Origin of the sequence: Amycolatopsis deserti, from assembly GCF_014653945.1 — a bacterium.
Lineage (GTDB): Bacteria > Actinomycetota > Actinomycetes > Mycobacteriales > Pseudonocardiaceae > Amycolatopsis_E > Amycolatopsis_E deserti.
The window spans coordinates 192,888-211,377 of sequence record NZ_BNAU01000012.1 but is presented as its reverse complement, the minus strand read 5'-3'; the positions used below and the strand labels follow the sequence as shown (position 1 = coordinate 211,377).

16 protein-coding genes and 1 riboswitch are annotated in these 18,490 nt (G+C 73.0%); of the genes, 6 read left to right on the top strand and 10 right to left on the bottom strand.

What is annotated here, in order from left to right; all coding sequences use genetic code 11:
• Positions 1-98 precede the first annotated feature (98 nt).
• A complete protein-coding gene (locus IE290_RS35715; RefSeq protein WP_191249149.1) occupies positions 99-1,163 on the bottom strand; it encodes a DUF6542 domain-containing protein in 1,065 nt (354 codons plus the stop codon).
• A gap of 156 nt (positions 1,164-1,319) precedes the next feature.
• On the bottom strand, positions 1,320-2,237 hold the full coding sequence (gene rmuC, locus IE290_RS35710) for a DNA recombination protein RmuC (protein WP_191249148.1): 918 nt from the start codon (positions 2,235-2,237) through the stop codon (positions 1,320-1,322).
• Positions 2,238-2,401: 164 nt separating this feature from the next.
• Here rmuC and IE290_RS35705 point away from each other — a divergent pair, with 164 nt between their 5' ends.
• On the top strand, positions 2,402-3,553 hold the full coding sequence (locus tag IE290_RS35705; RefSeq protein ID WP_191249147.1) for an exonuclease SbcCD subunit D: 1,152 nt from the start codon (positions 2,402-2,404) through the stop codon (positions 3,551-3,553).
• Positions 3,550-6,513, top strand: a complete 2,964-nt coding sequence (locus IE290_RS35700; RefSeq protein ID WP_191249146.1) for an AAA family ATPase — start codon at positions 3,550-3,552, stop codon at positions 6,511-6,513. The genes IE290_RS35705 and IE290_RS35700 overlap by 4 nt, the downstream gene beginning before the upstream one ends.
• 4 nt (positions 6,514-6,517) lie before the next feature.
• Here IE290_RS35700 and IE290_RS35695 read toward each other — a convergent pair whose 3' ends face one another.
• Complete coding sequence (locus IE290_RS35695; RefSeq protein WP_191249145.1) at positions 6,518-7,027, bottom strand: methylated-DNA--[protein]-cysteine S-methyltransferase; 510 nt, start codon at positions 7,025-7,027, stop codon at positions 6,518-6,520.
• Positions 7,028-7,047: 20 nt separating this feature from the next.
• Positions 7,048-8,550 carry an AlkA N-terminal domain-containing protein gene (locus tag IE290_RS35690; protein WP_191249144.1) on the bottom strand — a complete coding sequence of 501 codons (1,503 nt, stop codon included), beginning with the start codon at positions 8,548-8,550 and terminating at the stop codon, positions 7,048-7,050.
• Between the two features lie 248 nt (positions 8,551-8,798).
• Here IE290_RS35690 and ychF point away from each other — a divergent pair, with 248 nt between their 5' ends.
• Positions 8,799-9,881: a redox-regulated ATPase YchF gene (ychF, locus tag IE290_RS35685; protein WP_191249143.1), complete on the top strand. Its 1,083-nt coding sequence runs from the start codon at positions 8,799-8,801 to the stop codon at positions 9,879-9,881.
• A gap of 241 nt (positions 9,882-10,122) precedes the next feature.
• Here ychF and IE290_RS35680 read toward each other — a convergent pair whose 3' ends face one another.
• The 3 genes from IE290_RS35680 to IE290_RS35670 all read right to left on the bottom strand — a co-directional run bounded on the left by IE290_RS35680 (position 10,123) and on the right by IE290_RS35670 (position 11,743).
• On the bottom strand, positions 10,123-10,749 hold the full coding sequence (locus IE290_RS35680) for a VldE C-terminal domain-containing protein (RefSeq protein WP_308431414.1): 627 nt from the start codon (positions 10,747-10,749) through the stop codon (positions 10,123-10,125).
• A 416-nt stretch (positions 10,750-11,165) separates the two neighbouring features.
• Positions 11,166-11,390, bottom strand: a complete 225-nt coding sequence (locus IE290_RS35675; protein ID WP_191249142.1) for a hypothetical protein — start codon at positions 11,388-11,390, stop codon at positions 11,166-11,168.
• Between the two features lie 62 nt (positions 11,391-11,452).
• On the bottom strand, positions 11,453-11,743 hold the full coding sequence (locus tag IE290_RS35670; RefSeq protein ID WP_191249141.1) for a 4a-hydroxytetrahydrobiopterin dehydratase: 291 nt from the start codon (positions 11,741-11,743) through the stop codon (positions 11,453-11,455).
• A 33-nt stretch (positions 11,744-11,776) separates the two neighbouring features.
• Positions 11,777-11,886: riboswitch (TPP riboswitch) on the top strand.
• 22 nt (positions 11,887-11,908) lie between these two features.
• On the opposite strand from IE290_RS35670, the gene IE290_RS35665 reads away from it, so the two are divergent.
• Genes IE290_RS35665 through IE290_RS35655 form a run of 3 tightly spaced genes read left to right on the top strand, consistent with a single transcriptional unit; the run spans position 11,909 to position 15,556 of the window.
• Positions 11,909-12,949 (top strand): thiamine ABC transporter substrate-binding protein, encoded by a 1,041-nt coding sequence (locus IE290_RS35665; RefSeq protein WP_191249140.1) that lies wholly within the window; start codon positions 11,909-11,911, stop codon positions 12,947-12,949.
• Complete coding sequence (locus IE290_RS35660; protein WP_191249139.1) at positions 12,946-14,547, top strand: ABC transporter permease; 1,602 nt, start codon at positions 12,946-12,948, stop codon at positions 14,545-14,547. The genes IE290_RS35665 and IE290_RS35660 overlap by 4 nt, the downstream gene beginning before the upstream one ends.
• 1 nt (position 14,548) lies before the next feature.
• On the top strand, positions 14,549-15,556 hold the full coding sequence (locus tag IE290_RS35655) for an ABC transporter ATP-binding protein (protein ID WP_191249138.1): 1,008 nt from the start codon (positions 14,549-14,551) through the stop codon (positions 15,554-15,556).
• Here IE290_RS35655 and IE290_RS35650 read toward each other — a convergent pair.
• The 3 genes from IE290_RS35650 to IE290_RS35640 are packed head-to-tail and all read right to left on the bottom strand — an operon-like array spanning position 15,553 to position 18,478.
• On the bottom strand, positions 15,553-16,422 hold the full coding sequence (locus tag IE290_RS35650) for an ABC transporter permease subunit (protein ID WP_191249137.1): 870 nt from the start codon (positions 16,420-16,422) through the stop codon (positions 15,553-15,555). The genes IE290_RS35655 and IE290_RS35650 overlap by 4 nt on opposite strands.
• Entirely contained in the window at positions 16,419-17,423 is a 1,005-nt protein-coding gene (locus IE290_RS35645; RefSeq protein WP_191249136.1) for an ABC transporter ATP-binding protein, read from the bottom strand. The genes IE290_RS35650 and IE290_RS35645 overlap by 4 nt, the downstream gene beginning before the upstream one ends.
• Complete coding sequence (locus IE290_RS35640) at positions 17,420-18,478, bottom strand: LolA family protein (RefSeq protein ID WP_191249135.1); 1,059 nt, start codon at positions 18,476-18,478, stop codon at positions 17,420-17,422. The genes IE290_RS35645 and IE290_RS35640 overlap by 4 nt, the downstream gene beginning before the upstream one ends.
• Positions 18,479-18,490: the final 12 nt, after the last annotated feature.

Here is an 18,490-nt window from a genome sequence, read left to right as displayed (position 1 = left end):
GCGCTCACGGGGTGTGTGGTGTCCGGCGGTCAGGCGTCGCCCCAGGCTCGTGAACGCTGGGCCCCAGCGTCGCAGACAGGCCCCGTGAGGTCCGGCGCTCAGGCTTCGTCGTCCCAGGGGCGGCGGCGTGGCGTGCCTCCGCGGCGGCCTTCGGGCGCTCGGCGCGGGTCCAGGCGTGGGTCGCCGGCTCGTGGGGGGACCCGGCGAGGTCGGTCGGCCGCCGGGCCGCCCGTGCGCGGCTCCCCGGCGCGGCGGTCCGCGTCCTCTGGCGGCACGCCGCGCTGCCGCGGCCGGCGTCCCGGAGGCGGGGTCTTCGCGCCCCGGGCACCGGCGTCACGGCGCGGGTCGTCCTCCGCCGGGCGGCGTGCGCCGCCGTCCGCGCCCCGACGCCCTCGCCGAGGCGCCTCGTCCGCGGCGCGGCGCGGATCGTCCTCGGGCGGGCGGCGGCCGGGACGCCGGCCGGCCACACCGCGCGCGGCAGCGACCGCACCCGCGGCACGGCCCTCGCCAGCCGGGCGGCCCGCACCGGAGTCAGGACCGGAGCTCGACCTCCCGCCGGAGCCAGACCCCGCACCAGAGCCGGAACGCCCCTCGGCCGGGCGACGACCCCGCGGCGCGTCACCCCGCGCCGCACCGCCACGTCCCGCGCCGTCCGGACGCTTCGGATCCGTGGGCCGCTTGTCGCCCGCCTTCGGCGCCGCGTCCGGGTTGCGTTCGCGGTAGATCCGCACGATGCCCAGCACCAGCGTGCAGCCAGTCGTGATCGCCATGGTCGGGAACCCGTTGATCAGCGGCGTGCCGACGGCCAGCGCGCGCGTCAGCATGTCGCTGTTGTCCGGCAGCCCGGAGACCAGCAGCACCACGCCGGGCACGGTGACTCCCAGGATCAGCGGAGGCTGCACCATCGGCCCGAACAGGCTGCGCCGCTGCACCCCGGCCACCGCGCCCACCGCGCCGACGAAGTACGCGCCCTTGAACAGCCAGCCGAGCGTGTTCTGCGTCTGCATGTCGATGACCGCACCGATCACCGCCAGCCCGAACGCGAGGAGCACGGCACCCCACCACGGCAAGCCGCGGCGTTCCCCGACGATGGGACGCTGATCCCACGGCACCGGGATGTCGTCGGCGTCGGAATCGCTCCGGCGATCGGGAATGGCGGTCACGAGGCAACACCGTAACCTGTAGCCGGCCCAACCGGCTCCCCATCCCGCGGAGGATGCGGTTCAGACCACTGGATCGGCCCACCGGGCACCCGTCTTGATCAGCGGTTTCGGCCGGCCCGGCCGTGTTGGCAACGCGCCGGTAACGTGAAGTTTTCCCTAGCTCGCGGCCATCTCGTCCCCCCTCCGGATGGTGGCGACCTCGGTCGGGCTCGCCGCCGCGTCCGACAGCGGCGCCACGGCCGCCCGGAATCCCTCGAGCGCATCCAGCTCTCGCCGCCGCGCCGACAGGAACCGCTGCAGGTGGGTACTGCTGAGGTTGAGCGCCTCGACGGCGTTGCCCGCCGCCCGGTGCGCCGCCGCCGCGCCGGCCCGCACGCGCTCGATGTCCTCCACCACCGCCCGGTCGCTCGCGGCGAACAGCGCGGCCGACGCCACCACCGCGAAACCGGTCGGTCCGCACAGGAACACCCGCCGGTCGAGCATCCAGCGCAACAGTTCGGGATCGGTGTCCAGCGCCGCCACCACGGCGGCGTCGGACGGCACGAACATCACCGTGCCGTAGATCGCGTCGGCCCAGCGCTGGTACCCCTTGCCCGCCAGTTCCGCCGCTCGGGACCGGAGATTGCGGACGTGCACCCGCAACGCGTCCATCCGCTCGTCCGGATCGTCGGTCTCGACCGCTTCCGCCCAGCACGCCAGGCTCGCCTTCGCGTCGACCGGCACGCTCCGGTCGCCGCCCACCCGCAGCACCATGTCCGGTTTGGCCGACCCACCCCCGCCCAGATCTGTCTGCAGTGTGTAGTGCAGCCCTTCGCGCAATCCAAGCGCCCGCGCGGTCTCCGCGAGGACCTGCTCGCCCAGCTCCCCACGGCCGCTGATCGAGGCGAAGGCCACTTCGTACCGCCGCAACGCCGCCTGCTGCTGATCCACGCGTGACCGCTCGGCCTCTACCTGGCGCGCCGCCGCGTCCGCGCGGCGCATGCTGTCGCTATAGAGCCGCCACAGCAGGACGACCGCCACGACCAGGACCAAAGCGATCGCGACGGCTGCCGTGCTGATCACGGTGGAGGCCACTGCCGCCCTCCTTTCTTGATCGTCGAAAACGTGACCGCATCATGACGGAGGGCACCGACAAAAACGGGACCCGCCCGCTCCGATCCACTCCGAACACACGTTCGGGTGAAGCATCGCGGGGTGTCTGCGGGATTCTGTCGGACCCCCCTCGTAACTTGGGCGGCGTGAGACTCCTGCACACCTCCGACTGGCACGTCGGACGCACCTTCCACGGCTTGGACCTGCTCGCCGAGCAGGACGCCGTGCTCGCGCACCTCGCGGACCTGGTGGCTGCCGAGGGGGTGGACGTCGTCCTCGTGTCGGGCGACATCTACGACCGCGCCGTGCCGTCCGCCGAGGCGGTGCAGGTCGCCAACCGCGCCCTGAGCCGCCTGCGGCACGCCGGGGCGCACATCGTCCTCACGTCCGGCAACCACGACTCCGCGCCGCGGCTGGGCGCCTTCGGCGAGTTCGCCGCCGCCGGCGGTCTGCACCTGCGCACGACGATCGACCGGATCGCCGACCCGGTCCTGCTCGACGACGACCACGGGCCGGTCGCGATCTACGGAATCCCTTACCTGGAGCCGGAACCGGCGCGGCACGCGCTCGGCGTGACGGGGGCGCGGGGCCACACCGGCGTGCTCACCGAGGCGATGCGGCGCATCCGGGCCGACCTGGCGGAGCGTGCGCCGGGAACCCGCTCGGTCGTGCTCGCGCACGCGTTCGTCACCGGTGGCGCCCCGACCGAATCGGAGCGGTCCATCGCGGTCGGTGGCGTGGAACAGGTTCCCGGTGCGGTGTTCGACGGCGCCGACTACGTCGCGTTGGGACACTTGCACGGGCCGCAGACTCTCGCCGAGCACCTGCGGTACTCGGGCAGCCCGGTCGCCTATTCGTTCTCCGAGGCGCACCAACGGAAATCGGTGTGGCTGGTCGACCTCGACGCGTCCGGCCTGGCCGAGGTGCGGCGCCACGAGCTGCCGGTTCCGCGCCGGCTCGCGAAGCTCACCGGCCGCCTCGCGGACCTGCTGGCGGATCCGGCCCACGACGAGCTGGCCGAGTGTTATCTGTCGGTCACGCTCACCGACGACATCCGGCCGATCGACGCGATGCGGTCGCTACGTGAGCGTTTCCCGCACGCGGTGCACCTGGAATGGCAGCCGGAGAACGGAAAGACGTCCTCGGCGTTGCGCTACGCCGCGGCGGTGCGGGGAAGGTCGGACGAGGAGATCGCCCGTGGTTTCCTCGACGACTGCCGTGGTGCTCCGCCGAACGAGCGTGAGGCCGCGCTGCTGCGGACGGCCCTGGAGAAGGCGGACAGGGAGGACGCGGCATGAGGCTGCACAGGCTGGAGGTGGCGGCCTTCGGGCCGTACCGGACCAGGGAGGTCGTCGACTTCGACGCGCTTGGCGCCGACGGTCTCTTCCTCCTGCACGGCGACACCGGCGCGGGCAAGACGACGCTGCTGGACGCGGTGGCGTTCGCGCTCTTCGGCACCGTGCCCGGGGCGCGCGGGCAGGTCAAGCGGCTGCGCTGCGATCTGGCGGATCCGGAGGACCCGACCGAGGTCGTGCTCGAACTGACCGTCCAGGGCCAGCGGCTGCGGTTGTCGCGCAGCCCGGAATACCAGCGTCCGAAGCGGCGTGGTGAGGGGACGACCACGCAGCAGGCGAAGGCGGTGCTCAGGTGGGTCGGTCCGCCGCCCGCGGGCCAGCCCCCCGAGGGTCTGACCCGGATCGACGAGGTCGGCCGCACGGTCCAGCGTCTGCTGGGGATGAGCGCGGAGCAGTTCTTCCAGGTCGTGTTGCTGCCGCAGGGCGAGTTCGCCCGGTTCCTGCGCGCTGACACCGACGAGCGCGAGAAGCTGCTGGAGAGGCTCTTCGGCACCAAGCGGTTCGCCGACGTCGAGGCGTGGTTCCGGGAACGACGCGCGGACCGTCGGCGCGAACTCGACGAGCAGCGCCTCGAACTGCGCGAGTGGACGGCGCGGTTCGCTCAGGTGGCCGGGGAGGACGTGCCCGAGGAGGACATCGCCGACTGGGTCGCGCGCACCGGCGAGCGCATCCGGTCCACCGTGGAGCAGGCCCGGGAGGACGAGAAGCGGGCCCGAGCGGCGCGTGAATCCGCTGACGAGCTGCTGGCCGAGCGGCTCGCGGCGGCCGAACGCGTGCGCCGGGTGCGGGACGCGCACCAGCGGCTCGCGGCACTGGCCGAGCAGGAGGAGGAACGGAACCGCTGGGCCCGCGAACTCGAGGCGGCCAGGCGGGCGGCGACCGTGACCGGTGTCGCGGCTCAGGCGGACCGGTGCGCGTCGCAGCTGGACGAAGCCCGTGTGACCGAGGAGCGCCGGGCGCAGGCGCTCGAGGCGACGGGTTTCGCGGACGCGCGGATGGGCACGGCGGAGCTGCGCAAGCTGTCCGGGAAGCTGCGTGAGGAGGCCGGCGCGCTCGCCGGGCTGGTGGACGAGGCCGAGCAGCAGGTCCGTGATCAGCGGGACATCGAGCGGTTCGCCGAGGCCGCGGCCGAAGCGCGCGCCCGGGTCGAGGTGCTCGGCGAGAAGCTGGCCGGCATTCCGGAGCGGGCACGGGACCTGCGGGAGCGGCTGGACGCCGCGATCGACGCCGAGGCGAAGCTCGGCGAGGTCCGCAAGCGCGAGTCCGAGCTGGTCGCCGCGGTGCGGGACGCGGAGCGCCTGCCCGCGGCCGAGCGCGCCCTGACGGAGGCTGAAGAGCTGGCGCGGCAGGCCATCGACCAGCACCAGGAGGCGCGTGAACGGTTCCTCGAGCTGCGCCGGTGGCGGCTGGACGGGATGGCGGCCGAGCTGGCCGCCCGCCTGACGTCCGGATCGCCGTGCCCGGTCTGCGGTTCGTCCGACCACCCGGCGCCGGCCATGGCCGCACCCGAAGCGGTCTCGCCCGAGCAGGAGCAGGCGGCCGAGGAGGCGGAGAGCCGGGCCGAGCGTCGCCGCAAGGCCGCGGAGGCGGCCAAGTACGACGCCGAAACCAAGCTCGCGGCGCTGCGTGAACGTCTGCGGGGGCGGGACGGCGCGCAGCTGAACGAGGAACTCTCGGTGCTGCGCAAGGAGATCGCGGGTCTGGACGCGTTGGCGAAGCAGCGGATGCCGCTCGCGAAACAGGTGCAGGCGACCGAGACCGAGCAGCGGGAACTGGAGGAGAAGCGCTCGGCCGAGCTGCAGGCGGCGACGGCCGCCGAGACCCAGCGGAAGGCGTTGTCCGAACGGGTCGCCGAGCGCGCACGGCGGCTGGAAGAGGCGCGGGGCGAACACGCGGACGTCGCCGCCCGCCGCGCGCACCTGACGGGAATCGTGCGCGCCCTGGATGCTCTGGCCGAGGCGCGGTCCGCGGCCGCGAGTGCCGCCGAGCAGCTCGAACGTCAGCGCGCGGAAGTGCGCGACGCCCTTTGGCGCGCCGGTTTCGAGACCGTGGACGAGATGCGGGCCGCCGCCAGGGACGAGGCGACGGTCCGGGAGCTGGAGAAGCGGCTGGCCGATGCCGGTGCGGCCGAAGCGGCAGCACGGGCGACGCTGAACGAACCCGAGCTGTTCGGGGTCGGGCCGGACGATGAGGTGGACGTCGACTCGGCGAGGGCGAAGGCCCAGTCGGCGCGGGAACGGGCCGAGGCGGCGGTTGCCGTTCTCCGGTCGGCGACCGCGCAAGCGGACGCTCTGGGCACGTTGGCGGAGCGGCTGGCGACCGCGACGGAGCGGTTGCGGCCGCTGGAGGAGGAGTTCGCGGAGCTCGACGCGCTGACCGACGTGGTCAACGGGCGCGGGCAGAACGCGCGGAAGATGTCGCTGAGGTCGTACGTGCTGGCGGCCCGGCTGGAAGAGGTGGCCATCGCCGCGACAGCGCGGTTGCAGACGATGAGCCAGGGCCGCTACTCGTTCGTGCACTCCGATGCGGCCGGATCGCACGGCACGAGGGGCGGCCTGGGACTGGACGTGCTGGACGACTTCTCCGGCACGGTCCGGCCGGCGAAGACCCTGTCCGGTGGGGAGTCGTTCCTCGCGTCACTCGCGCTGGCCCTCGGGCTGGCCGATGTGGTCGCCGCGGAGACCGGTGGCTCGCTACTGGACACGCTGTTCGTCGACGAGGGTTTCGGCACGCTCGATGCCGAAACCCTCGACGTGGTGATGAACATCCTCGACGACCTGCGGGCCGGAGGCCGGGTGGTCGGCCTGGTGTCCCATGTGGAGGAGCTGCGGCAGCGGATCCCGACCCGGTTGCGGGTGCGCAAGTCCCGCACCGGGTCGAGTCTGGAGCTGCAGATGGCGTGAACTCTCAGGAGCGGTACGGGGTTTCGTGGTCGAGCAGCCAGCGCTTGATGTCGACGCCCCAGCGGAAGCCGCCCAGCGCGCCGCCGATGCGGAGCACCCGGTGGCAGGGCACGAACAACGCCGCCGCGTTGCGGGCACACGCCGAGGCCGCGGCGCGGATGGCGGCGGGACGGCCGGCGAGAGCGGCGTACTCACTGTAGGTGACCGGTTTGCCGGCGGGCACCGTGCGCAGCACGTCCCACGCGTGCTGCAGGAACTCGCCGGAGCGCTGACGCACGGGAATGTCGTCGATCGCGTCCAGCTCGCCCTCGTGGTAGCGGCGGACCGCGGTGCTGACCGCGCCGAGGTCGCGCTTCTCACGGAGGTCGGACGGGCGCAGTGAGGGGGAGATCTGGGGAGTCAGTTCGTCCAGCTCGGCAGTCCAGCCGGAGGCCAGGACGGCGCCGTCGCTCGCGACGATGGCGGTGAACGGGCCGGCCGGGGTGTCGGTCGTGGACCAGTGGGCGATGCTCATGTCGGTTCTCCTTACGGGGTTCAGGCCTGGCTCGAGCGCCACAGGTACATGCCGGCGTAGGACCGCCAAGGTCGCCAGGCCTGCGCGCGTTCGGTGAGGGCGGGAATGTCGTCGGCGATGCCGAGGGCGGCGGCGCCCTTGCGGAGCACGAGGTCGCCGGTGAGGAGCACGTCGGGTGCGCCGAGGACGCGCATCAGCACGTAGTCGGCGGTCCACGGTCCGATGCCGGTGAGTGCGAGCAGTTCGTCCCGCAGCTCGCCGGGGTCGCGTCCGACGTGCACGTCGACGTCGCCGGAGGCGAGTGCGGCGGCGGCGCCGAGGATGGCGTCGACGCGGCGCTGTGGCCCGCGGAGCACCTCGTGGCCCCGCTCGGCGACGGCTGCGGCGGTGGGGAACAGCAGGAGGTCGTCCTGCCACGGGACCGGATCACCGAGCGCGGCGGTGAGCCGGGCCGCGGCGGTGCGCGCGGCGGCGACCGAGACCTGCTGCCCCAGCATGGCGCGGAGCACCAGCTCGGCACCGTCGGCGGCGCCGGGGACGCGGATGCCCGGGGTCGCGGCGACCGCTGGGGCCAGCGCCGGGTCGGCGCCGAGCACGCGAGCGACGGCATCAGGGTCGGCGTCCAGGTCCAGCAGGCGCCGGGCGCGGGTGACCGCGGCGCCGAGGTCGCGGACGTCGGCCAGCTGCAGGTCGCAGCGCACGTGCCCGTCCTGCGGCGTCAGGGTCACCGACGCGGCGCCGTGCGGGAGCCGCAGCGTGCGGGTGTAGCTGTGCTCGTCGGCCGACTCGACCCCGGGCACCGCGCGGGCGGCGAAGAAGCCGAGGATCCCGGCGGCGTCGAACGGCGGGCGGAAGGGCAGCCGCAGGGACAGCCGTGTTCCGGCGGTGCCCGCTTCGGGTTCAGCCGCGCCGGCGCGTCGGCGTGCCGCGGCGGCGGCCGTGCGCAGCTGGGACGGCGTGCGGGCGAAGACCTCGCGGATGGTGTCGTTGAACTGCCGGACGCTGGCGAAACCGGCCGCGAACGCGACGTCGGCCAGCGGCAGCTCGGACAGCTCGATGAGCAGCCGCGCCGAGTGCGCCCGGTGCGCGCGGGCCAGGGCCAGCGGTCCGGCGCCGAGTTCGGTGGTCAGGACCCGGCCGAGCTGCCGTTCCGAGTAGCCGAGGCGGCGGGCCAGGCCGGGCACGCCTTCGCGCTCGACGACGCCGTCCGCGATCAGCCGCATGGCCCGGGCGGCCAGGTCGGCGCGCACGTTCCACTCGGGCGAGCCGGGCACGGCGTCGGGCAGGCAGCGGCGGCAGGCGCGGAACCCGGCGGCCTGGGCGGCGGCCGCGGTCGGGTAGAACCGCACGTTCTCCTGCCGCGGGGTGAGCGCCGGGCAGGACGGGCGGCAATAGATGCCGGTCGTGCGCACGGCCGTGATGAACTGGCCGTCGAAGCGGGCGTCGCGGGAGGCGACGGCGCGGTAGCAGCGCTCTGGGTCGCGCCAGAGCGCCTGCTCGGCCGGTGCGGCGATGGCTGTCATGGGTTCGATCCTGCCAGCAGGTCAGGCACTCGACTGGCGGAAATCCGACATGGCCGTGAACGGGTGGCCGGCCGGGTCGTGGATGGGTGCCGGGGCCGGGTGCGTGAACGGCTGCCGGGCGGGTGGCGATGGCGCTGCCGGGCCGGGTGCGTGAACGGCTGCCGGGCGGGTGGCGATGGCGCTGCCGGGCCGGGTGCGTGAACGGCTGCCGGGTCCGGTGGCGAGGCCGACCCGTAGACTTCGGAGCCGTGAGTCTGACCCTCGGTATCGTCGGCCTGCCCAACGTCGGCAAGTCGACCCTGTTCAACGCGCTGACCCGCAACGACGTGCTCGCCGCGAACTACCCGTTCGCCACGATCGAGCCGAACGTCGGCGTCGTGCCGCTGCCCGACGAGCGGCTGGACAAGCTCGCCGAGATGTTCGGCTCCGCCCGTACCGTGCCGGCCACGGTGTCCTTTGTGGACATCGCGGGCATCGTCAAGGGTGCCTCCGAGGGGGCCGGCCTGGGCAACAAGTTCCTCGCGAACATCCGCGAGGCCAACGCGATCTGCCAGGTCATCCGCGTGTTCGACGACCCGGACGTGGTGCACGTCGACGGCCGCGTCGACCCGTCGTCGGACATCGAGACGATCAACACCGAGCTGATCCTCGCCGACCTGCAGACGCTGGAGAAGGCGCTGCCGCGGCTGGAGAAGGAAGCCCGGACGAAGAAGGAGAACCGGCCCGCGCTGGAGGCCGCGCAGAAGGCGAAGGACATCCTCGACAGCGGGCGGACGTTGTTCTCCGCGCAGCAGGAGGTCGACACCACGCTGCTGCGTGAGCTGAGCCTGCTCACCCTGAAGCCGTTCCTGTACGTCTTCAACGCTGACGAGGGCGTGCTCACCGACCAGGCGAAGCGCGAGGAGCTGACGAAGCTGGTCGCGCCCGCGGACGCCGTGTTCCTCGACGCGAAGGTCGAGGCCGAGCTGCTCGAACTCGACGACGAGGAGTCGGTGCGCGAGCTGCTGGAGTCGGTCGGCCAGACCGAGCCCGGCCTGCACGCGCTGGCCCGCGCCGGGTTCCACACGCTGGGCCTGCAGACCTACCTGACGGCGGGCCCGAAGGAGTCGCGGGCGTGGACGATCCCGCAGGGCGCGACCGCGCCCCAGGCGGCGGGCGTCATCCACACCGACTTCGAGCGCGGGTTCATCAAGGCCGAGGTCGTGTCCTACGAGGACCTGATGGAGGCCGGCTCGATGGCCGCCGCGCGCTCCGCGGGCAAGGTCCGGATGGAAGGCAAGGACTACATCATGGCCGACGGCGACGTGGTGGAGTTCCGCTTCAACGTCTGACGCGGCCCTGTTCGCCCCCGAAGCCGGCTAAGCGCGGCGAACAACCGGGCGGACGCCAGCCGGATCCGATCTTCCGCACGCAGACCGGAGGTGGGTGCGGATGTGGGCGTGACAGTGGCGCTGGATCTCCCGCCGGACTGCGACGATCTCGCCCGCCGCTTCGAATCTCGAGGCGAAGAGGTGCCCGAAAAGGAAACGCCCAGGCCGGGGGATGCCTGGGCGCTTCCGGGGAACACCGCGATCAGCAGGTCACGTTCACCGAGCCGCTCGGCTCGAAGGAGACGTGCACGTGGTCGTAGTGGTTGGCCGTGGCGCCGCCGCGGTCTTCCATCGTCGACCAGCCGCTGCCGTCGTTGTAGCGCTGCCGCCAGATCACGTACTTGACGTTGAACTCGGACTGGTGGGCCAGCACGTAGTCGGCGATGGCGTTGCCCGTCGCCGTGTCCACCATGAAGTCCAGCGCCAGGCCGCTCGGGTGGTCGCTGGTTCCGGACCGGCTCGCGCGGCCTCCGATCTCGTCCACGCCGAACTTCGCCGCGATGTGGTTGCCCACCTTGGCCACGTGGGGCAGCGTCCCCTCGAGCACCGACGAGCAGGCGTTCGCCGCCTTGGTCGTCGTCTTCGGGGTCGTCTTCGTGGACTTCGGCGTCGACTTCGAAGTCGTCGTCGACGGCGGGGGCGGGGGCGTCGTCGTGACCGGTGGCGGGGGCGGCGGCGGGGTGGTCGTGCTGCTCGACGTGCTCGTCGGGGCCGAGGTCGTCGGCAGCGGCTTCATCTGCGCCGCCATGCTCGCCGTGTCCTGCCGGCTGAAGTTGCCGGTCAGCCACACCGCGAAGCCCAGCACGAACGCCGCGGCCAGGCCGATCACCAGGGAAACTGTCAGCGATTTCGCTTTGGATCTATGTCGACCCACCATTTCGGAAGATCACCATTTTCGGGGAGGGGACTGTTTTCAGCCGTTCGGGGGATGGCCGTCCGTGAGATTACGAATAGGACACGGAAAAGTCACCAACGAGTGGTCATCCACACAGATCAACAGCGCATGAAAACGGCCCGCCGGTGCACCGGCGGGCCGTGGACCAGCTGGGATCAGCCCAGCGTGGCGAGCACGAGAACGGCGATCAGGGTGATGGCGGTGGCCAGGCCGGTGATCCAGGCGCGCTGGACCGGCGACAGTGCGGGCGTGGTGTTCATGGCGAACCTCGCGGTGAGCAGGGACTTTCCGCGCGTGACAGCGCCCGCGAAGCCTCCGTCGTTACAGCCCGGAACCCGGCGTGACCGAATTCACTCCTGCGGTCCCCGATGACGCGCGGTATACCAGAACACCGCGCCCGCCGCGGCGATCATCAACCCGAACGCCAGCGTCCCGACGACCACCGCACGCGTCTCGCTCGGCGGTTCGACGGCGACCCCGGCGGACGAGACCGCCGACGCGGTTCCGGCCAGCACTCCCAGCAACAAAGCGACGGCGGCCCCCACGGCGGCCAGTCGCGCGACAACCTTCCTCATGTGCGTTCCCTCCACCCGGGGAACGCACGAGACCGGCCCTGATGTTGCCGCTCGGACCTAGATCACAGCGCGGCGATCGTGCCGTCGATCTGCTCGGCGAGCGACACGTCCTTCGCCGTGATCCCGCCCGCGGAGTGGGTGCTGCACCGGAACGTCACGGTGCGCCACCGGATGTCCATGTCCGGGTGGTGGTCCACGCTCTCGGCGATCTCCGCGACCCGGTTGACCACGGCGATGGCCTGCGGGAAGTCGGCGAGTTCGGCCGTGCGCTCCAGCGCGTCGCCCGCGCGCTGCCAGTACGGCAGCTTGTTCAGGGCCTCGGAGATCTCGGTTTCGCTCAGTAGTTCCGCCATGTGCTCCATGGTGGTACGGGGGCGGGTACGCTGCACGGTTGCCACGGGAGTCCGGGTCCACCGGGCTGAGAGGCGGGTTCGCCCGCGACCGTTCGCACCTGATCCGGATCATGCCGGCGCAGGGAGGGCCCCGACCTTTCTCGCCGGATCGAGCGAGGAGTGGTCATGAAATTCCGCACGGGCGTCCTGGTCGGCCTGGTCGCCGCCCTGACCGCGGGCTGCACGCTGGCCGGCAACGACGCGGAAGACGGCCCGGCCACGGTCACGCTGGTCACCCACGACTCCTTCGCCGCGCCGCAGCAGGTCCTGGACGCCTTCAAGCAGCAGACCGGCATCACGATCAACGTCGTGAAGAAGGGTGACGCGGGCGCGCTCACCAACACCCTGGTGCTCACGAAGGCCAACCCGATCGGCGACGCCGCCTTCGGCGTCGACTCGACCTTCGCCTCGCGCGCGCTCGCCGAGGGCGTCTTCGCGCCCTACACCAGCCCCGAGGCCGACCGCGGCCCGCAGCGCTACGCCGTGGACTCCGAGCACCGCCTGTCCGCCGTGGACCTGGGCGACGTCTGCGTGAACATCGACACCACGTGGTTCGCCGAGCGCGGAATCCCGGAGCCGGCGACCTACGACGACCTGGTCAAGCCCGAGTACAAGGACCTGCTGGTGGTGGAGAACCCGGCCACCAGCTCGCCCGGCCTGGCGTTCCTGCTCGGCACCATCGCCCGCTACGGCGAGCAGAACTGGCAGAACTACTGGACCCAGCTGAAGAACAACGGCGTGCGCGCCGTCGCCGGCTGGGAGGAGGCCTACGGCCAGGACTTCTCCGGCTCGTCCGGCAAGGGCCCGCGGCCGATCGTGGTCTCCTACGCGTCCTCGCCGGCCGCCGAGATCGGCGACGACGGCAAGCCGCGCACGAAGGCGCTGCTGGACACCTGCTTCCGCCAGGTCGAGTACGCCGGTGTGCTGGCCGGCTCGCCCAACGCGGCCAACGCCCAGAAGGTGATCGACTTCCTGCTGTCCCAGCAGTTCCAGGCCACGGTGGCGGAGAACATGTACGTCTACCCGGCGCGCGAGGGCGTCGCGTTGCCCGCGTCCTGGACGACGGCCGCCCCGCTGCCGCAGAACCCGGCGAGCCTGCCCGCCGAGGCCGTGCAGGCCGGGCGTGAGCGGTGGATCGAGCAGTGGCGCTCCTTGCTCGGCCAGTGAGCCGCACCGGACTCGGGCTGGCGGCACTGGCCGTGCTGCCGCTCGGGTTCCTGGTGGTCTTCTTCGCCTGGCCGGTCGGGGCGATCCTGCGGCTGGGCTTCGTCGACGGCGAGGTGCTCGCGGCGCTGGCCGAGGGCGAGACGTGGCGGCTGGCCTGGTTCACCGTCGCGCAGGCCGCCGGGTCGACCCTGATCGCGGTGGTCGCCGGGCTGCCGGTCGCGTTCCTGCTGGCGCGCGTGCGGCTGCCCGGGGTCGCGGTGGTCCGGACGCTGGTGCTCGTCCCGTTCGTGCTGCCCACCGTGGTGGTGGGCCTGGCGTTCCGGGCACTGTGGACGGACGGCGGCTGGATCTCGATCGTGCTGGCCAACGCCTTCTTCAACGTCGCCGTCGTCGGCCGCACGGTCGCCGGGCTGTGGGCGGTGCTCGACACGCGGGCCGAGGACGCCGCCCGCGCCCTGGGCGCTTCCCGCTGGCGCGCGTTCCGCTCGGTGACGCTGCCCGCGCTGATGCCGGCCATCACGTCCGCGGCCGCGGTGGTGTTCCTGTTCTGCGCCACCAGCTTCGGCGTGGTGCTGATCCTCGGCGGCGCGCGGTACCGGACGCTGGAGACCGAGATCTACCTGCGCACCGAGAACCTGCTCGACCTGACCGGTGCGGCCGCGTTGTCGCTGGTGCAGATCGCCGCCGTCCTGGCCGCGCTGCTGCTCGGCGCGGCGGCCCGCAAGCGCCGGGAGAGCGCGCTGCGGCTGCGATCGCGACGCGAGACGGCCCGGCGCCCCGTCGGCGGGGAGTGGGCCGTGGTCGCCGCCGCGGTCGTCGTGCTCGGCCTGCTGCTGACCCCGATCATCGCGTTGCTGGTGCGCTCGGTGTCCACCGCGGACGGCTGGAGCCTGGCCGGCTACCGCGCGCTCTCCAGCACCGGCAATGACGGCACGCTGCAGGTCTCTGGCTGGCAGGCCGCGATGAACTCGCTGCGCACCGCCACCGACGCGACGGTGCTGGCGATGATCATCGGGGTGTCGGCGTCGGTGCTTCTGGTTGCGCTGCGCCGCGCCCCGGGACGGCTCGCGCGCGGGGTCGGCGAATCGATGGACGCCGCCCTGATGCTGCCGCTCGGCGTGTCCGCGGTGACCGTCGGGTTCGGCTACCTCATCACGCTCGACGCGCTGCCCGGCGACCTCCGAAGGTCCCCGCTGCTGGTGCCGCTCGCGCAGGCGCTGGTGGTGATCCCGCTGGTGATCCGCACGGTGCTGCCGGTGGTCCGCTCGATCGACGACCGCCTGCGCCAGGCCGCGGCCACCCTCGGCGCGAGCCCGGCCCGCGTGTGGCGCGAGATCGACGTGCCGCTGACCTTCCGCGCGGTGGTGGCCGCGGCCGGGTTCGGGTACGTGGTCGCGCTCGGCGAGTTCGGCGCGACGAGCTTCCTGGCGCGCCCGCAGACGCCGACGCTGCCGGTCGCGATCGCGGCGCTGATCGCGCGGCCCGGCCAGCTCAACAACCAGATGGCGTACGCGGCGTGCGCCCTGCTCATGCTGGTCACCGCGGGCGCGGTGATCGTGATCGACCGGCTCGCGTCCGGCCGGGTTGGGGAGTTCTGAGATGGCGTTGACCGTGTCCGGCCTGACCGTGCGGTACGGCACGTTCACCGCCGTGTCGGGCGTGGACCTGGAGATCGCCGACGGCGAGGTGCTCGCGCTGCTGGGCCCGTCCGGCTCCGGGAAGTCGACGCTGCTGCGCGCGATCACCGGCCTGGAGCCGATCACCGCGGGCAGCGTGCGCTGGGACGGCGCCGACCTGGCCCGGGTGCCGGTGCACAAGCGCGGGTTCGGCCTGGTGTTCCAGGACGGCCAGCTGTTCCCGCACCGGGATGTGGCAGGCAACATCGCGTTCGGGCCGCGGATGCACGGGATGCCGGCGAGCGAGCGTGCGCAGCGGGTGAGGCGTCTGCTCGACCTCGTCGGCCTGACCGGTTACCAGAAGCGGCGCGTGACCGAGCTGTCCGGCGGCGAGGCGCAACGGGTCGCGCTGGCCCGCGCGCTCGCGCCGGAACCCCGCCTGCTGCTGCTCGACGAGCCACTGTCCGGGTTGGACGCCGGGTTGCGGGAACAGCTGGCCGTGGACCTGGCCGAAATGCTGCGCAGCGCGAAGATCACCGCCCTGCTCGTCACGCACGACCAGGAGGAGGCGTTCACGCTCGCCGACCGCGTCGCCGTGCTGCAGGCGGGGGAGATCCGCCAGGCCGGGGCCGTGCGCGAGGTGTGGCGCCGGCCGGCCGACGAGAACGTGGCGCGCTTCTTGGGCGTCACCACGGTCGTCGACGGCCAGGCGGCGGACGGCCTCGTGCGCTGCCCGTTCGGCGAGGTCGCCGTGCCCGAGGCGCCCGACGGGCCGGTCCGGCTGGGCCTGCGCCCCACCGGACTACGGCTCGCGAAGACCGGCATCGCTGGTGAGGTGCTGAGCAAGGTGCACCGCCGCGACAACGTCCGCCTCTCCGTCCGCACGAGCGCCGGCACGGTGGACGCGGTCGCGGCGGTGTCCGCCGACGTCAACCCGGGCGACGAGATCCACCTAGCCCTCGACCCGGACGGGGTGGCCCTGGTCGGCTAACCGTCCTTCGTGGACAGCCGCGCGTAGGCCAGGGACAGGCCGATCACGACGTAGCACGCGGCGCGGATGGCGCCCTCGCCCAGCTGGTCGGCCGGGATCGGGTCGCGCAGGATGTCCGCGATCGCCGTCCAGGACTGGGGCAGCAGGAACGGGTGCAGCCAGTCCACCGCCGACAGCAGGAGCAGCACCGACGACACGACGACGCCGGCCAGTATCGACACCACCACGAGCATCGGGTGCTCGGTGCACGCCGAGATCGCCAGCGCGATCGCCCCGACCGCCCACAGCTGCAGCGTCACCCACGCCGCCGCCAGCGCGACCCGGCCCAGTGCGTCCACAACGGACAACGTGTTGCCGGAGAGCGTGAACAGCGAACCGGTCCCGTTGATCACCAGCCCGGTCGCCATCGCGACCACGGCCATCAGCAGCGCCGCGGCCAGCGTGAACGTCGCCACCCCGAGCGCCTTCATCAGCAGCAGCCTGCCCCGGCTCACCGGCGCGAGCAGCAGCCCGCGCAGCGTGCCCACCGACGATTCACCGGCGAGCGCGTCCCCGGCCGACATCGCCGTGATCAGCGGCAGCATCAGGTTCAGCGTCACCCCGAGCGTGGCCAGCGGCAGGACCAGCGCGTTCCCGGCCGCGGCGGTCAGCAGCGAGTCCCCACCGCCGCCCCCGCCGCCGGCCTGGGCGTCGTTGTTCGCCGCGATCGTCAGCCCGATCCCGATGATCACCGGGATCAGCGCGAGCAGGCCCAGCACGATCAGCGTGCGCGGGCGGCGGAAGATCCACCGCAGCTCGGCGCGGAAGAGCCGGTGGAACGGCACACTCCACCGTTCCACCGGCGCCGCGTCCAGTGTCGCCGTCATGCCGCTCCCTCGTCCACATCCGGCAGGCCGTCGGTGCCGGAGTCCCGTTGCGTCAGCCGCGCGAACAGGTCCTCCAGCCCGGTGCGGGCCCGCTTCGCCTCGTGCACGGCCACTCCGGCCCGCACCAGCGTCTCGATCACCTGCGGCGCTGTCGCCGCGGACAGGTCCGCCCGCACACCCTCCGGCGTGAGGCGGCCCGGGATGCGGTTGTCCCGCAGCGCGGTGAGCGCCTGGTCACCGTCCGGAGTGGACACCACCAGCGACGGCGTGCCGGACTCCAGCAGCTCGTCCAGCTCGCCCTGCGCCACCACCGTGCCGTCGTGGAGGACGGCCACGTGCGTGCAGGTCGCCTCGACCTCGGCGAGCAGGTGCGAGGACACCAGCACGGTGACGCCCTCGGCGTGCAGCTCGCCGATGATGCGGCGGATCTCCCGCGTGCCGGCCGGGTCCAGCCCGTTGGTCGGCTCGTCCAGCACGACCATCCGCCGCGGCACGAGCAGCGCCGAGGCGAGCCCCAGCCGCTGCTTCATGCCCAGCGAGTACCCCCGGTAGCGCCGGTGCGCCGCGTGCCCCAGCCCGACCCGCTCCAGCGCGTCCTCGACCGCGCGGGGGATCGCCGCAGAGGACAGCCGCGGCTCGGCGGCGGCCACGCGGCGCAGGTTTTCCCGCCCGGACAGGAACGGGTGGAAGCCCGGCCCCTCGACCAGCGCGCCGACGTCCGGCAGAGCGCGTGCCGCGCCCTCGGGCATCCGCCTGCCGAGCAGCTCCACCTCGCCCTCGGTCGGGCGGACCAGGCCGAGCAGCATCCGGATCGTGGTGGTCTTGCCCGAGCCGTTCGGCCCGAGCATGCCCAGCACCGCGCCCTCCGGCACGTCCAGATCGACCTGGTCCACCGCGACCGCGGTCCGGTACACCTTGCGCAACCCCCTGGTCCGCGCGGCGAGTGCCGGACCCGCGGTGGGCGCTTCGACCGAAGCGCCCACCGGCAGTGTCTCCGTCATTTCGCTCCCAGAGCCTCGACCAGCACCTGCTCCGGCACGGCGCCGGCGGCGAAGCGGCCGTCGTCGGTGATCAGGGCGGTACCGACCTTCGTGGTGATCACGTAGCCGGTGCCGAACGCGCCGCTGACCGGCTTGCCGAACTGCGCCAGCAGCGCCTTCGGGTCGACGCTCTCCCCGCGCTCACCCCGCTGCGGAGCGAGCGTCTCGGCCGGGAAGGTGCCGGTGACGACGCTGTCCCAGCCGTCGCCCACGACCTGGACCGCGTTCTCCAGGTCCCGCTGCTCCGGGTGCCCGGCGGGCGCCTGCTCCTCGGTCACCTTCGCGCCCTGCGGCGGGGTGAACTGGAACTCGCTCGCCGGCTGCGGCGCGAACGCGATGTCGCTGAACGCGACCTGGAACGCCGGGTCCGAGGTGCCGTAGGTCATCACGGCCAGCCGCAGCGGCACCCGCTTCTCGGCGTCGACCGCGACGCGCACCTCGCGCAGCAGCGTGCGCTCGGTCGGCTTCGGCGTCAGCACCAGCTCGTAGACCGCCCGGCCGGCCACCCGGGCCGTCCCCTCGACGGTGACAGTGCTGCTCTCCCGGACCTTCGCGAGCAGCTGCGCCGCCGCCGTCGCCGGGTCGCTCAGCTCGTACTCCCCGGGCTTCTGCAGCGCCTCGGGCGGCACGGTGATCTTCGTCGCCGCGTTGTCCGCCGAGTCGTACGTCCACACGGTCGCGCCATTGCGCACCACGGTGTGCTCGCTCGCGCCCTGCTCGATGGCGAGCTTGCTGTTGCCGGCCCCGTCGTTGTAGACGCGGGCCGCGTCGATGTCCAGGCTCGTGCCACCCGGCAGGGTCGAGACCGGCAGGCCCAGGTTGTTGTCCACCTCGACGGTCCCGGCCAGCGCCGGGGTCCTGGTGGTGACCACCGACTGCACCAGCTCCTCCGCGCTGATCGCCGGCAGCTCCGGGGCCTCACCCGCGGTGGCCGGCATCGCGATCCACGCGAGCCCGGCGGCGCCGAGCGCGGACCCCGTGACCGCCGCGGTGATGGCCTTCGTCTTCGGCTGCATTTCGCTCTCCCT